10 protein-coding genes and 8 tRNA genes are annotated in these 14,407 nt (G+C 54.2%); 16 read left to right on the forward strand and 2 right to left on the reverse strand.

Translation table 11 applies throughout. The features are described from left to right. The first annotated feature begins 157 nt into the window (after positions 1–157). The 14 genes from alaS (at position 158) to JQC75_RS05115 (ending at position 9,006) form a co-directional block, all read left to right on the forward strand. Positions 158–2,779: an alanine--tRNA ligase gene (gene alaS, locus JQC75_RS05050; RefSeq protein WP_203327124.1), complete on the forward strand. Its 2,622-nt coding sequence runs from the start codon at positions 158–160 to the stop codon at positions 2,777–2,779. 33 nt (positions 2,780–2,812) lie between these two features. Then, positions 2,813–4,024: an aspartate kinase gene (locus tag JQC75_RS05055; protein WP_203326377.1), complete on the forward strand. Its 1,212-nt coding sequence runs from the start codon at positions 2,813–2,815 to the stop codon at positions 4,022–4,024. Between the two features lie 113 nt (positions 4,025–4,137). Next, positions 4,138–4,332 (forward strand): carbon storage regulator CsrA, encoded by a 195-nt coding sequence (gene csrA / locus JQC75_RS05060; RefSeq protein ID WP_011759166.1) that lies wholly within the window; start codon positions 4,138–4,140, stop codon positions 4,330–4,332. 230 nt (positions 4,333–4,562) lie between these two features. After that, positions 4,563–4,654 (forward strand) — tRNA-Ser (locus JQC75_RS05065). Positions 4,655–4,677: 23 nt separating this feature from the next. After that, positions 4,678–4,754 (forward strand) — tRNA-Arg (locus tag JQC75_RS05070). A 35-nt stretch (positions 4,755–4,789) separates the two neighbouring features. Next, positions 4,790–4,866 (forward strand) — tRNA-Arg (locus JQC75_RS05075). Positions 4,867–4,898: 32 nt separating this feature from the next. Beyond that, positions 4,899–4,975, forward strand: a tRNA-Arg gene (locus tag JQC75_RS05080). Positions 4,976–5,016: 41 nt separating this feature from the next. Continuing rightward, a tRNA-Arg gene (locus JQC75_RS05085) sits at positions 5,017–5,093 on the forward strand. A 29-nt stretch (positions 5,094–5,122) separates the two neighbouring features. Then, a tRNA-Arg gene (locus JQC75_RS05090) sits at positions 5,123–5,199 on the forward strand. A 7-nt stretch (positions 5,200–5,206) separates the two neighbouring features. Further along, positions 5,207–5,298: transfer RNA gene (locus JQC75_RS05095), tRNA-Ser, on the forward strand. A 46-nt stretch (positions 5,299–5,344) separates the two neighbouring features. Then, positions 5,345–5,421: transfer RNA gene (locus JQC75_RS05100), tRNA-Arg, on the forward strand. A gap of 403 nt (positions 5,422–5,824) precedes the next feature. Beyond that, on the forward strand, positions 5,825–6,082 hold the full coding sequence (locus JQC75_RS05105; RefSeq protein WP_203326378.1) for an OadG family protein: 258 nt from the start codon (positions 5,825–5,827) through the stop codon (positions 6,080–6,082). Further along, positions 6,079–7,866, forward strand: a complete 1,788-nt coding sequence (gene oadA / locus JQC75_RS05110; protein WP_203326379.1) for a sodium-extruding oxaloacetate decarboxylase subunit alpha — start codon at positions 6,079–6,081, stop codon at positions 7,864–7,866. Before JQC75_RS05105 ends, oadA begins: the two co-directional genes overlap by 4 nt. Positions 7,867–7,875: 9 nt before the next feature. Next, positions 7,876–9,006, forward strand: coding sequence for a sodium ion-translocating decarboxylase subunit beta (locus JQC75_RS05115; protein ID WP_203326380.1), 1,131 nt, complete (start codon positions 7,876–7,878; stop codon positions 9,004–9,006). Between the two features lie 50 nt (positions 9,007–9,056). Here the strand turns inward: JQC75_RS05115 and JQC75_RS05120 are convergent, their stop codons facing one another. After that, entirely contained in the window at positions 9,057–9,230 is a 174-nt protein-coding gene (locus tag JQC75_RS05120) for a hypothetical protein (RefSeq protein WP_203326381.1), read from the reverse strand. Positions 9,231–9,441: 211 nt separating this feature from the next. Beyond that, positions 9,442–10,695, reverse strand: coding sequence for a dicarboxylate/amino acid:cation symporter (locus tag JQC75_RS05125; protein ID WP_203326382.1), 1,254 nt, complete (start codon positions 10,693–10,695; stop codon positions 9,442–9,444). Positions 10,696–10,942: 247 nt separating this feature from the next. On the opposite strand from JQC75_RS05125, the gene JQC75_RS05130 reads away from it, so the two are divergent. After that, the gene (locus JQC75_RS05130) at positions 10,943–11,359 is read left to right on the forward strand and encodes a YqaA family protein (protein ID WP_203326383.1); all 417 of its coding nucleotides are present in this window, start codon (positions 10,943–10,945) and stop codon (positions 11,357–11,359) included. 111 nt (positions 11,360–11,470) lie between these two features. Then, positions 11,471–14,308, forward strand: coding sequence for a M16 family metallopeptidase (locus JQC75_RS05135; protein ID WP_203326384.1), 2,838 nt, complete (start codon positions 11,471–11,473; stop codon positions 14,306–14,308). The last annotated feature ends 99 nt before the right edge of the window (positions 14,309–14,407 follow it).

Consider the following 14,407-nt stretch of genomic DNA (forward strand, 5'->3'; position numbering starts at 1 on the left):
TAGCATCACCCTATCCCTTCTTTGCCTCGGATTTCGCGGCCTGTGCGCTATCTTATTCGAAAGTCTTGAGGTTATAATGACCCCCAAATTTTTGTCGGCAGCCCGTGGACGTGGCTGCGGCTTGTCGTATCAGGCTTATCCAACTCAGGACGTTTTCATGTATCAAACCACAGCCGCGCTTCGCAGTGCTTTTCTCGAGTATTTCAGGCAGCAGGGTCACCAGGTAGTAGACAGCAGCTCTCTGGTTCCCGGTAATGATCCAACACTGCTGTTCACCAATGCCGGTATGAACCAGTTTAAAGACTGTTTCCTTGGTATGGAGAAGCGCAGCTACGTTCGCGCCGCGACAGCCCAGCGCTGCGTTCGCGCAGGTGGTAAGCACAACGACCTGGACAACGTGGGTTATACCGCCCGTCACCACACTTTCTTTGAAATGCTGGGTAACTTCAGCTTTGGTGATTACTTCAAAGAAGATGCTATCCGCTTTGCCTGGGAATTCCTGACCGGCACCCTGAAACTGCCCAAAGAGAAGCTGTGCGTCACTGTGTATCACACCGATGATGAAGCCTTTGAGATCTGGAATAAGCAAATTGGCGTTCCGGCCGAAAACATCATCCGCATCGGTGATAACAAGGGCGCACCATTCGCATCAGACAACTTCTGGCAGATGGGTGATACAGGTCCTTGCGGCCCTTGTACCGAGATCTTCTACGATCACGGCGACCATATTTGGGGTGGCCGTCCCGGCAGCCCAGAAGAAGACGGTGACCGCTTTATCGAGATTTGGAACATCGTATTCATGCAGTACAACCGTCAGTCTGACGGCACCCTGGATCCGCTGCCCAAGCCCGCTGTGGATACCGGTATGGGCATTGAGCGTATTTCTGCCATCATGCAGGGTGTTCACTCAAACTACGAAATCGATATTTTCCAGAAGCTGATTGCTAAAGCCGCCGACATCATCGGTGTGACTGACCTGGAAAACAAATCCCTGCGCGTAATCGCCGACCACATTCGGTCCTGCGCCTTCCTGGTTGCCGATGGCGTGATGCCATCCAACGAAGGCCGTGGTTATGTGCTGCGCCGTATTATCCGCCGTGCAGTGCGCCACGGTAACAAACTGGGCGCAACAGACACCTTCTTTTACAAGTTGGTGCCAACATTGATTGAGGCAATGGGGGATGCAGCCAAGGAACTCAAGGCCACCCAGACCATAGTGGAAAAGGCTCTCAAAGCAGAAGAAGAGCAGTTTGCCCGTACTCTGGAGCGTGGCCTTGGCATGCTCGACGCTGCGCTGGCCGATCTTAAGGGCGACACCCTGGACGGCGATACCGTATTTAAACTCTATGACACCTACGGCTTCCCGGTGGATTTGACTGCCGACGTATGCCGCGAGCGTAACCTCAAGGTGGATGAAGAAGGCTTTAACGCCGCCATGGCCGAGCAGCGCAGCCGCGCCCAGGCCGCAGGTCAATTCAGTGCCGACTATAACGCAGCTCTGAAAATTGATACTGCCACCGATTTTTGTGGTTACACCGATCTTGCCGCTGAGAGCAAGGTGGTTGCCCTGTACCGTGATGGCGAATCTGTCGATGCCGCAAAAGCGGGCGACGAGCTGGTTGTGGTGCTGGATAACACCCCATTCTATGCTGAGTCCGGTGGTCAGGTGGGTGACAAAGGTCAGCTGTTGGCTGAAGGCGTTGAATTCACAGTGGCCGATACTCAAAAGTTCGGCCAGGGCATTGGTCATAAGGGCCAGCTCGCCAGTGGCAGCATCAAGGTTGGTGACAGCCTCAAAGCCATGGTGGATAAGAAGCTGCGTCATCGCACCGAACTTAACCACTCAGTAACTCACCTGCTGCATGCGGCGCTGCGTCAGGTGCTGGGCACCCACGTGACCCAGAAAGGCTCTCTGGTTGACCCTGAGCGTCTGCGTTTCGACTTCTCCCACTTCGAAGGCGTTAAGCGTGAAGAGCTTAAAGCGGTTGAAGATCTGGTTAACACCCAAATTCGTCGTAACCACGAACTGAATTTCGCCGAGATGGATATCGAAGAAGCCAAGGCTAAAGGCGCCATGGCCCTCTTTGGTGAAAAGTACGATTCCAAGGTGCGCGTTGTGACCATGGGCGACTTCTCCATCGAGCTTTGTGGTGGTACCCACGTTGGCCGTACCGGTGACATTGGTCTCTTTAAGATCACTTCCGAAGGCGGTATCGCCGCAGGTATTCGTCGTATCGAAGCCGTAACCGGCGCCGCTGCCATGGCCTATGTTGCCGTGCAGCAGGCCGAGCTTGAAGAAGCCGCCGCGCTGCTTAAAGGCGACGTTGCCTCTGTGGTCGCCAAGCTCAAGGCCCAACTCGACAAAGCCCGTCAACTTGAAAAAGAAAATGCTCAGCTTAAAGACAAACTGGCCGCTGCTGCCAGTGCTGACCTTGCCGGCGATGCTCAGGAAATCAATGGCGTTAAGGTTCTGGTGAAGCGTCTCGAAGGTGTGGAGGCCGGAGCCCTTCGTGGTTTGCAGGACGAACTCAAGCAGAAGCTCAAGTCAGGGATTGTCGTGCTTGCTATTGGCAGTGGCGACAAGGTGAACCTGATTGCCGGTGTGACTCAGGACTTGATTGGCAAAGTCAAAGCCGGCGAGCTGGTAGCCATGGTGGCTGCTCAGGTGGGCGGTAAGGGCGGCGGTCGCCCCGATATGGCCCAGGCTGGTGGCAGCGAACCTGCCAAGCTCGACGGTGCCCTGGCCAGTGTAGTGCCTTGGCTTAATGAGCGTCTGTAACAACGGACGGGTCTGAGTAGTAGCAGGCTGTTTGTGACAAAAATTTATGTAAAGAAGTTCGGGGGTACCTCTGTAGGGACCTTCGAACGCATTGATGCGGTGGCTGATGCCATCGCCAAAGCGCATTTTGAAGGTGAAAAGCAAGTGTTGGTGCTCTCGGCTATGGCAGGAGAAACCAACAGGCTTTACGCCATGGCTGCCAACATAGACCCTCTGGCCCCGGCCCGGGAACTGGATATGCTGGTGAGTGCCGGTGAGCAGGTCAGCATAGCCCTGATGGCAATCGCCCTTGCAAGACGCGGTGTCAACGCCAGGTCTTTGCTGGGTAGTCAGGTCAAGGTGCGCACCAACAGCCAGTTTGGCAGAGCCAGTATTGAATCTGTGGACACCGGGCTGTTAATGCAACTGCTTGACGAGGGCACTGTGCCCGTTATCGCCGGATTTCAAGGGATTAACGAGCAAGGTGATGTGACAACTTTGGGGCGGGGTGGCTCTGATACCACAGCTGTCGCTGTCGCTGCCGCGCTTGAGGCGACAGAGTGTCAAATCTTTACCGATGTGACAGGCGTTTTTACCACAGATCCCAACATAGATCCTGATGCCCAGAAGCTCGATAGCATCAGTTTCGAAGCCATGTATGAAATGGCGCGTCAGGGTGCCAAGGTATTGCATCCTGACAGCGTGGCCTGTGCTCGCCGCCATGGCGTAGTGCTTAGGGTGTTGTCGAGTTTTGAGGATGGCAGCGGCACGCTTATCCGTTTCGATGAGCCTGAGCACTCAGGCTCTGGCATCGTGGGCATTGCGGTCACCCGGGGGCAAGGTATGGTTTCAGTCGCTGGGCTGGTTGACCATCCGCAGGCTGAAGTGGCGCTGTTTCAGGCGCTGGCCAATGCTTCTGTGGATACCGATTTGGTGGTGCAGCTGGCCGACGAAAAAGCGCTGGCATTTACCCTGGCACAAGGCGCGCTCGATAAGGTGCTTACCCTGATAGACAGATTGGCACCGGAGCAACCGCTCTGTGACGTGCGCCACGAGGCGCAGCTTGCCAAGGTTTCGCTCGTCAGTACCGGTAAAGCTGTCATGGCTGAGGTGGGGGCGCGGGTCACCGAGCTTTTGGAAGCACAAAACATTCGTGTTAAGTTACTTTCGACATCAGAAATTAAATTGTCGGTGGTAATTGATGAGGTGCATCTGCAACATGCCGTCAGAAGTTTGCACAGAGCGTTCGACCTCAATAAAGTATGAATATCCAAGCGTTTTGGTATTCAATACTATAATTTGTACTAAGCTGACTTTATAATAATGTGACGTCCAGGTGTCTGTCCTGGCGTATGGAATGGGACTAAAGGAGCAAGCGAATGCTGATTTTGACACGTCGTGTTGGCGAAACACTGATGATCGGTGACGAAGTCACGGTGACAGTGCTGGGTGTAAAGGGAAATCAGGTGCGCATCGGTGTGAATGCACCTAAAGAAGTGTCTGTTCACCGCGAAGAGATCTACCAGCGTATTCAATCTGAAAAAACAGGTTCGCCCGAGGGCGGTAACTACTGAGCCTGTTTTACGGCTCCTGTGGGGGCGTCCAGGACGGACAGTAGAAGAGTCAGCCAAGGGCTGGCTTTTTTATTGCCTGCGACTTAGGAATGGCAACTTGTGAGGGCGCGCAAAGGCTGATTGTGCTTGGCTTTCAAGCATGTGATTAAAAACAGGGCAATCAGATCTGCTTTGGGAAAAAGGGTTTGACTTATTTTCTTCAAACAGTAATATGTGCGCCAAGAAAACGTGGAGAGGTGGCCGAGTGGCCGAAGGCGCTCCCCTGCTAAGGGAGTATGGGCTTTAACTCCCATCGAGGGTTCGAATCCCTCCTTCTCCGCCATTTTCTTAAAGCGATAAAAGTGTGCGCATGTAGCTCAGCTGGATAGAGTACCTGGCTACGAACCAGGCGGTCGGAGGTTCGACTCCTTCCATGCGCGCCAGCTTTTATCGTTTTTAGCAGTAAAGAAAACAATTCGCGCATGTAGCTCAGCTGGATAGAGTACCTGGCTACGAACCAGGCGGTCGGAGGTTCGACTCCTTCCATGCGCGCCACTTCTTTCTTCTGTTTACCTGATAGTTTTAACGCGCATGTAGCTCAGCTGGATAGAGTACCTGGCTACGAACCAGGCGGTCGGAGGTTCGACTCCTTCCATGCGCGCCACTTTCAGATATTCAGGAATACTGCAGCAGACTTTTTGAAACGCGCATGTAGCTCAGCTGGATAGAGTACCTGGCTACGAACCAGGCGGTCGGAGGTTCGACTCCTTCCATGCGCGCCAAAAGTCTTTAAAGATTGAACGAATTCAATGCGCATGTAGCTCAGCTGGATAGAGTACCTGGCTACGAACCAGGCGGTCGGAGGTTCGACTCCTTCCATGCGCGCCAAATTCGCGGAGAGGTGGCCGAGTGGCCGAAGGCGCTCCCCTGCTAAGGGAGTATGGGCTTTAACTCCCATCGAGGGTTCGAATCCCTCCTTCTCCGCCATTCTTTACTATACTCTTCAAGCTAGCCCTTAAGAGTCACAAAATTTGCGCATGTAGCTCAGCTGGATAGAGTACCTGGCTACGAACCAGGCGGTCGGAGGTTCGACTCCTTCCATGCGCGCCATATTAAAAGCCCCTGATAATTCAGGGGCTTTTTCTTTTTCTACATCTTTCCTGCATAGCATACTGCATAGATTCCCCAAGCATTGGAAATGGACGGGTACATTGTCCCGGACCATGAAAGCAGTGTCTGCCCTATCGTCTGTCAATTTTACTTATTCGATTTCAGCGCTTTCAGATTCTCCTTCCTGTAGTTTCAAGGCTATATTTTTGAGAATTATTCAGTTCAATCAATGAACATTGGTAAGACCAATTTACAAGTCGTTGCCTTTGTCGTTAATAAAAGGTTATCTTTCTGGGTGCCATTTTTGGCGCCTGTTACATTCCGGAGTCAGCGTTGCTGAATGGAGTGTATAAATCTGCGCATTTTTATGCGTTGCGAGCCAATTAACCTTTGAGGGGAAGTCATGACATCAGTTATGGATCAATTGGGCGAGGCCCTGTGGATCATGGTGCTGGGCATGGTGCTGGTGTACTCGTTTCTGGGGATCTTGATCCTTGGGCTCAAGTTAATTGCCAATCGTTATGCACCCAGGATTGAAGACACTGAGACTCAACCAGTAACTCCCGGTGTTTCAGCTCAGCCAAAGGGGCTGGATCCGCGTCTGGTCGCCGCCATCACCTCTGCCATACAACAATACCGAGCCCAGGAGGGACGTTCATGACCAAAGCCTTGGCCCTTACCGATGTGGTGCTGCGCGACGCACACCAATCTCTGCTTGCCACCCGTTTGCGTGTCGAAGATATGCTGCCCATCGCCGCCAAACTCGACCAGGTGGGCTACTGGTCGCTGGAGACCTGGGGCGGCGCCACCTTCGATGCCTGTATTCGCTATTTGGGGGAAGATCCCTGGGAGCGCCTGAGATTACTTAAGCAGGCCATGCCCAATACGCCGATGCAGATGCTGCTGCGCGGGCAGAACCTGCTTGGCTACCGCCACTACGCCGACGATCTGGTGCACAGATTCGTTGAGCGAGCCCATGATAATGGTATGGACGTGTTTCGTGTGTTCGATGCCATGAACGATGTGCGCAATCTGCAAGAGGCCGTGCGTGCCGTTAAGCAGGTAGGCGCTCACGCCCAGGGCACCATTTCCTACACCACCAGCCCTGTGCACAACCTGGATACCTGGGTGGACATGGCCAAGCGCCTTGAGGATCTGGGCTGTGATTCGCTGTGTATCAAGGATATGGCCGGTCTGCTTCGCCCCATGGAAGCCTTTGAACTGGTGAGCAGGCTTAAGTCACAAACCGGGCTGATGGTGGCCATGCACAGCCATGCCACCACAGGGCTTTCTACTGCGACATATCAGAAGGCGATTGAGGCCGGTATTGATGTGCTGGATACCGCCATTTCGTCCATGAGCCAAACCTATGGCCACAGTGCCACCGAGACGCTGGTGGCCATGGTGGAAGGCACAGAGCGCAGTACCGGCCTGGATATGACACTGCTGGAGGAAATCGCAGCTTATTTCCGCGAGGTACGTAAAAAATACGCCAAATTTGAAGGGGCACTGCAGGGCATCGACTCCCGCATTCTGCGTGCCCAGGTGCCGGGCGGCATGCTCACCAATATGGAAAGTCAGCTCAAAGAGCAGGGCGCCGGCGACAAACTCGACCTGGTGCTCGATGAAATCCCCCGGGTTCGGGAAGATTTGGGCTTCCTGCCGCTGGTGACCCCGACTTCGCAAATCGTTGGCACCCAGGCGGTTATCAATGTGCTCACCGGCGAGCGTTACAAGTCGCTCACCAAGGAAACCGAAGGGGTGCTCAAGGGCGAGTACGGTGCCACCCCAGCCCCAGTGAACAGCGAATTGCAGCAGCGGGTGCTCAAGGGGGCAGAGCCCGTAACCTGTCGCCCCGCCGACTTGCTGAAGCCCGAAATGGAGCGACTTCGCACTGAGTTGGTCGATAAAGCTGCTGCCGAGGGCATCAGTCTTTGTGAACAATTGGATGATGATGTGCTCACCTATGCGTTGTTCCCGCAAATAGGCCTTCAGTTCCTCAAAAACCGCGGTAACGCAGATGCCTTTGAGCCCGCACCAGTGGCGGTTACGCCAGTGTCTGCCCCGGCCAGGGCCGCCTCCGGGCCTGAAACCTACACCGTCAGGGTGGATGGTCAAACTTATGTGGTTGAGGTCTCTGCAGGTGGCGAAATCAGTCAGATACAGCCCCAGAGCAATGTCGTAAACAGTGCAGCCCCCGCAGCCACTCCGGCTCCGGTTAGCACCGATATCAGGATAGAGATGAATGCACCTTTGTCGGGCAACATCTTTAAGGTTCATGTCGCGCCTGGTGATTTGGTAAAAGCCGGTGATGTGGTGATCATTCTTGAGGCCATGAAGATGGAAACCGAAATTCGCGCCCAGGCCGACGGGGTAATTGCCCGTCTGTGGGTAAAAGAAGGCGACTCGGTTACCGTTGGCGCTCAGCTGTTGTCGTTGGCCTAGGGAGGCATAATGGAAGGATTGATGGCCTTTTGGGCCGAAACGGGCATTGCTCACTTTACGCTGGGGCAGTTGTTGATGATGGCGGTGGGCCTGGTACTTTTGTATCTGGCCATAGCCAAGGGGTTTGAGCCGCTGCTGCTTCTGCCCATTGGTTTTGGTGCCGTGCTCGCCAACATTCCCAATGCCGGCTTTACCGACGAAGGGGGCTTACTTTATTACCTCTATCATGTGGGGCTGGAGACCGGTATTTTCCCACTGCTGATTTTCCTTGGTGTCGGCGCGCTGACCGACTTTGGTGCCCTGATAGCTAACCCCAAAACATTGCTTTTGGGGGCGGCTGCCCAGTTTGGTATTTTCGCCACCCTGCTTGGGGCGATTGCGCTCAATCTGGTGCCGGGGTTTGAGTTTTCCATGAAGGATGCGGCTGCCATTGCCATTATTGGCGGTGCCGACGGCCCCACGGCCATCTTCCTCTCAACCAAGCTGGCACCTGAGCTTCTGGGCGCCATTGCGGTGGCGGCATATTCCTACATGGCGCTGGTGCCCATTATCCAGCCGCCCATCATGCGGGCGCTCACTACCAAGGAAGAGCGCGCCATCAAGATGGAGCAGCTGCGGGAAGTGAGCAAAAAAGAGAAGGTGCTGTTTCCATTAATGGTGCTGGGGCTGACGATTCTGTTTTTACCCGCGGCGACACCGCTGGTAGGCATGTTCTGCCTTGGTAACCTGATGCGCGAGTCCGGGGTGGTAGACCGCCTCTCCAACACGGCACAGAACGAGCTCATCAACATAGTCACCATTTTCCTGGGGCTGGCGGTGGGCTCCAAGCTCTCGGCCGAACAATTCCTGCGGGTAGAAACCTTAGGTATTCTGGTGCTGGGCGCCGTCGCCTTCTCCATTGGAACCGCAGCCGGTGTGCTGATGGCAAAGGTTCTGTGCAAATTGAGTGGTGGCAAGGTCAATCCGCTGATTGGTGCCGCAGGGGTATCTGCCGTGCCCATGGCGGCACGGGTGGCCAATAAAGTGGGGCTCGAGGCGAATCCGCACAATTATCTTTTGATGCATGCCATGGGCCCTAACGTGGCTGGCGTACTTGGCAGCGCCGTGGCCGCCGGTATCTTGCTGGCGGTTTTGGGGTAGTGGTTAAAACAATAAAAAAGCGCCGTAAGGCGCTTTTTTATTGCTGGCGATTACTGGACCCGGGTCAGCCACAACAGCAGCGTCATCAGGACAATCAGGGTGCCGCTGATGGCGATGATATAGATATAACCTGTTTTGCCTTTGGTGAGTGGAATGCCATTCACGCGTAAAAAAATCGTCCACAGCAGACAAAGGATGATGGGAAACAGAAAAAGCTTGGTCATGGCAAGGGCTTGTTATTATTGATAACACTATTGGCAGTGTAGGTGCTTTGCCTATCAAGGTAAACAAATAGCCGGGTAAACCAGTAACAAGGGATACAAACAGCACCCTAATGACGAAGCCGGGGCATGTAGCAGTTGAGGTAAATAAAAAGGCCATTCCGCTTGGAATGGCCTTTGGATAAAAGTGGTCTGTCAATTCCCGCCAGAAGACTCAGGCGTTATCGGCGATGACTTTATCTTCTTCTGTGTTGTAAAAACGCTCGCGATCCAGCTCGCCTTCGGAGTTACCCACTACCACGGCGGTCATCATATCGCCGGTGACGTTGGTACAGGTGCGTATCATATCAATCACACGGTCGATGGCGGCGATAAAGGCAATACCTTCCAGGGGCAAACCCACCACGCCCAGGGTCACAGTCAGCATCACCATGGCGCTGCCGGGTACACCGGCGGTGCCAACAGAAGCGACGGTGGCAGTCACTGCAATCAGCATATAGTCGGTCATATCCAGCGGAATGCCGTAGATTTGGGCAATGAAAATGGCGGCAATGGCCGGATAGATACCACCGCAGCCATCCATGTTCATGGTCGCGCCCATGGGCAGCACAAAGGCACTGTAGCGCTTGGAAACCCCCATTGACTCAGCACATTTGGTGGTCACCGGCAGGGTGCCGAAGCTTGATGCGGTGCTGAAGGCTACCAGCTGCGCCGGCATGGCTTTACGGAAAAACTGCACCGGGCTTAAGCGGGCGGCAAATTTCACCAAACCGCCATACACAAACACAATGTGGATCAGGGCTGCCACGTAAATGGCGATAATAAACTTGCCCAGTGGCAGCAAGGTGGAGAGGCCATATTCGCCAACCACCCATGCCATCAGACCAAACACACCGATAGGAGTCAGCTTGAGTACCATGCGGGTCAGTTGGAACATGACCTCTGCACCGGCATCGAATACTTTTTTCAGTGGCTCTGCTTTTTCGCCAACCGCATTGATGGCGATCCCCACCAAGGCCGCAAACACGATGATTTGCAGCACTTTACCGTTGGTGAGTGAGGCAAAGGGATTCACCGGGATCATATCCAGCAACACCTGCGCAAAGCCCGGCACGACCCGCTCACGTACTTCGGTGCTGGCAAGCTGCATGGTGCCACCCATATCAAAGCTGCTGCCAACCGCCAAACCAATCAAAGAGGCGAGGGTACCGGTCAACATAAAGAGCGCCAGCGTCTTGAAACTCAGGCGTTTGAGGTTGGATGAGCTGCCAAGGGAGGTGATACTGACCACAATGGCGCACAGTACCAAGGGCGCAACCAGCATCTTGATGGCGGCAATAAAGAGATCGCCAAGGGGCTTGAGCACGGTGGCCGACTCGCCCAGTACCACACCTGTGAGTATCCCCAGTGCAAAACCTGCCAGCACTTTTTGCCAGAAGGGAATTTTACTTAATGTTTGAATTATCATGGAGTTTCCGAATCTACTAAATCAGTGGCCCACAGCTAAGCTACCTTGCCCAAAAAAGACGACGGGGCAAAACCGCGGTAGCCCGTGCATGACAACAGTGTGGGAAAATACAGCCGAAAAGGCATTGTATAGACACATTGAGATGCAAAACAAACCGTTTTTGATATAACTTATTGTGATATCAGAACTTGTTTTTATAGCGTTAAAGTTATCTATTTTTATTAACCTGGCTTTTGGGAGTCAAACGATGGAGCCTCTGTGGCTGATGTTTTCCGGCGCCTTTCTGGCGGCCACTCTGCTGCCGGGCGGCTCTGAGGTGCTCTTGCTGGCGCTGGTCAACTCCAGCCCTGAGCTGTGGTTCTCCCTGTTTGTAGTGGCAACCCTGGGAAATACCCTTGGGGCGCTGACGAGCCTGGGGCTCGGGCGTCTTGGCCGGGTCGCCTGGGAGCCTGAGCAGTTGTCCCGCTCCCAGCGCCGTGCCCTTGCCTTGGTGGAGAAGTATGGTGTCTGGAGTCTGCTGCTGTCCTGGGCCCCCGTCATCGGTGACATTCTTTGTGTGCTGGCGGGCTGGCTCCGACTGCCGTTAGTGATGTCTATTATTCTGATTTTAATTGGAAAAGGTGCCCGCTATGGTTTGCTGCTATTGATGATGCAGGCCTTTTGACATTTTTTATTACAACACCGTTGGCAAAAGCCTGCGGGGCCTTTTTGGGAGTCTGATATAGTCGGGCGTTGTTGTTGGTTAACTAACTACAAGTAAAACAAGGGATAGCTAATGAAAAAGTGGATTCTGGCTGCCGCCATTTCGGCAGCGCTCGCGGGCTGCGCCCAGCATTCTTCCGACTCTCTGGCGTTGCCGGAAGGAGTCACCCTGATTGAAACCGTTGCCGTGGACAGTACCGGCGTCGGTATTCCTTACAAGAAGTTCCAATTGGCCAATGGCCTGACAGTGATTTTGCATCAGGACAGCTCAGATCCTCTGGTGCACGTGGACGTGACTTATCATGTGGGCTCAGGTCGTGAATTGCCCGGCCGCAGCGGTTTTGCCCACCTGTTCGAGCACATGATGTTCCAGGGCTCTGAAAACGTCGCCGATGAACAGCACTTTAAAGTGGTTACAGAGTCAGGCGGTACCCTGAACGGCACCACCAATACCGATCGCACCAACTATTTTGAGACTGTGCCGAGCAACCAGCTGGAAAAAATGCTGTGGCTTGAGTCAGACCGCATGGGCTTTTTCCTGCCTGCGCTTACCGAAGAAAAATTTGAAGTGCAGCGCGAAACCGTAAAGAACGAGCGTGCACAGCGTATCGATAACCAGCCCTATGGCCGTATGTATGAGCGCTTCAGCCAGGCCATGTATCCTGCCGGTCACCCATACTCCTGGCCCGTAATTGGCTGGCCGGAGGATTTGAACCGCGCAGAGCTTGCCGATGTGAAGCAATTCTTCCAGCGCTGGTATGGCCCAAACAATGCGACCCTGACCATTGGCGGCGATTTTGACGAGCTGCAGACCCTGGCCTGGGTGAACAAATATTTCGGTGATATCCCACGTGGACCGGAAGTCGAGGCGCTGCCCAAAACTCAGGTCACCCTGGATAACGACAGATACCTGTCCATGGAAGACAAAGTGCATCTGCCTTTGATCCGTATGGCGCTGCCGACCGTGTATGCCAGCCATCAGGATGAAGCCGCACTGGATTTGCTCGCCAACATTCTGGGTGGTGGCAAAACCTCGCTGGTTTACAAAAATCTGGTGAAAGAAGGCTATGCGGTGCAGGCCAGTGCCAGCCACCCTTGCCGCGAGCTGTCCTGTGAAATGTCGTTTTTTGCCCTGGCAAACCCCGCCAAGGGCGGCAGCCTCAAAGAGCTTGAGACCAAACTTCGTGCATCCATTGCCGAGTTCGAGCGCCGCGGCGTGACCGATGAAGACCTTGAAAAAGTGAAGGTGCAATTCGAGGCCGATACCATCTTTGGTCTGCAGAGTGTTCGCGGCAAGGTATCGGCGCTCGCCGCAAACGAGACCTTCTATGGCAACCCCAACATGATTGCCAAAGATTTGCAGCGCTACGCCAGCGTCACCAAAGAAGATGTCATCCGCGTATTTAATCAGTACGTGAAAGACAAGCCCATGGTCATCATGAGCGTGGTGCCTGAAGGTGCCAAGGCACTGGTGGCTGCCGCTGATAACTTTACCGCACCGGCGCCCCTGGTGGCGGCCAACGCGGTGGCGGGCGAGCTAAAAGTGAATGAAGCCAAATCGTCTTTCGATCGCAGTGTCATGCCACAAAGCGGTAAAGCGCCGGTACTCAAGGTGCCAACCCTGTGGCGTGACCGTCTTGGCAATGGTATTGAGGTGCTCGGTACCCAGAGCGCCGAGACACCCACCACGGAAATCGTGATATACCTTGCCGGAGGCCATCGTCTGGCCGATGTGAGCAAGGCCGGCGTGGCTCAGCTTACTGCCGCCCTGCTCAATGAGTCCACAAGCCAACGCTCCAGTGAGGAGCTGACCCAGGCTCTCGAACTGCTGGGGGCATCGGTGCAGTTTTCTGCCAGCGACTATCAGAGCGAAATCAAGCTGTCGGCACTCACCGAAAAGCTGGATGACACTCTCGCAGTGCTGAAAGAAAAGCTGCTGATGCCGGGCTTTAAGGTGGAAGACTTTGAACGGGTGAAGCAGCAAACCCTGCAGGGGCTCAAACATTCCCAGTCCAACCCCAACTACCTGGCTAACACTGGTTTTGCCAAGCTGCTGTACGGCGATAAGAATGCCCTGGGTGTGGATGCCAGCGGCACAGTAGACACGGTTGCCGCCCTGACGCTGGACGACATCAAAGCCTTCTATCAGGCCCAATACAAAGCCGGTAACGCCCAGGTTGTTGCCGTGTCCAGCGCCCCCAAGGCGTCCTTGCTCTCTTCACTGAAGACCCTCGACAGCTGGCAGGGGGAGGCGACCGCCATGCCTGCGCTTGGACAACTGCCAGAATTGAGTGGTGGCACCATATATGTGCTGGACAAACCCGGCGCGGCCCAGTCGGTGATTTCCATCGGTAAGCTTGCGCTGCCCTTTGATGCCACCGGTGAGTACTTTAAAGCCGGGCTGATGAACTACCCTCTGGGCGGTGCTTTCAACAGCCGCATCAACCTGAATCTGCGTGAAGACAAGGGATACACCTATGGTGCCCGCAGTCGTTTCAGTGGCGGCGCCGAAGTAGGGCAGTTCCTGGCCACCGCCAGTGTGCGCAGCGATGTGACGGCTCCCGCGGTATCTGAGTTCATCAAGGAAATTACCACTTATAACGCCACAGGTATCCGTGACGATGAGCTGGCCTTTATGCGTAACTCCATCTCCCAGGGGCAGGCACTGGATTATGAAACCCCATACCAGAAAGCCGGCTTTATGCGGATGATCCAGCGTTATAATCTCAATGATGGCTTTACTGCCGAGCAGGATAAAATTATCGCGGGTATTCAAAAGGATGAAATCGACGCGCTTGCCAAGAAACATCTGAATATCAATGAGATGGTTATCTTTGTGGTGGGAGATAAGGCCAGCATATTGCCTGAACTCAAGGCGCTGGGATATCCGGTGAAAGACTTGGTATTGTAAAATCGCCGGTCAATCCCCATATCCTTGACCAGCAAGGGTGGCGACTGTGCCACCCTTTTATCTTTCTCCCTTGCCGCCATATGCAAATGGCATTATTTT

Source organism: Shewanella litorisediminis, assembly GCF_016834455.1.
Taxonomy (GTDB): Bacteria; Pseudomonadota; Gammaproteobacteria; order Enterobacterales; family Shewanellaceae; genus Shewanella; species Shewanella litorisediminis.

Excerpts from the sequence above, each read along its gene's own strand:
- alaS (WP_203327124.1), top strand. The coding sequence starts at position 158 with ATGTATCAAACCACAGCCGCGCTTCGCAGTGCTTTTCTCGAGTATTTC.
- csrA (WP_011759166.1), top strand. The coding sequence starts at position 4,138 with ATGCTGATTTTGACACGTCGTGTTGGCGAAACACTGATGATCGGTGAC.
- JQC75_RS05105 (WP_203326378.1), top strand. The coding sequence starts at position 5,825 with ATGACATCAGTTATGGATCAATTGGGCGAGGCCCTGTGGATCATGGTG.
- oadA (WP_203326379.1), top strand. The coding sequence starts at position 6,079 with ATGACCAAAGCCTTGGCCCTTACCGATGTGGTGCTGCGCGACGCACAC.
- JQC75_RS05115 (WP_203326380.1), top strand. The coding sequence starts at position 7,876 with ATGGAAGGATTGATGGCCTTTTGGGCCGAAACGGGCATTGCTCACTTT.
- JQC75_RS05120 (WP_203326381.1), bottom strand. The coding sequence starts at position 9,230 with ATGACCAAGCTTTTTCTGTTTCCCATCATCCTTTGTCTGCTGTGGACG.
- JQC75_RS05125 (WP_203326382.1), bottom strand. The coding sequence starts at position 10,695 with ATGATAATTCAAACATTAAGTAAAATTCCCTTCTGGCAAAAAGTGCTG.
- JQC75_RS05130 (WP_203326383.1), top strand. The coding sequence starts at position 10,943 with ATGGAGCCTCTGTGGCTGATGTTTTCCGGCGCCTTTCTGGCGGCCACT.
- JQC75_RS05135 (WP_203326384.1), top strand. The coding sequence starts at position 11,471 with ATGAAAAAGTGGATTCTGGCTGCCGCCATTTCGGCAGCGCTCGCGGGC.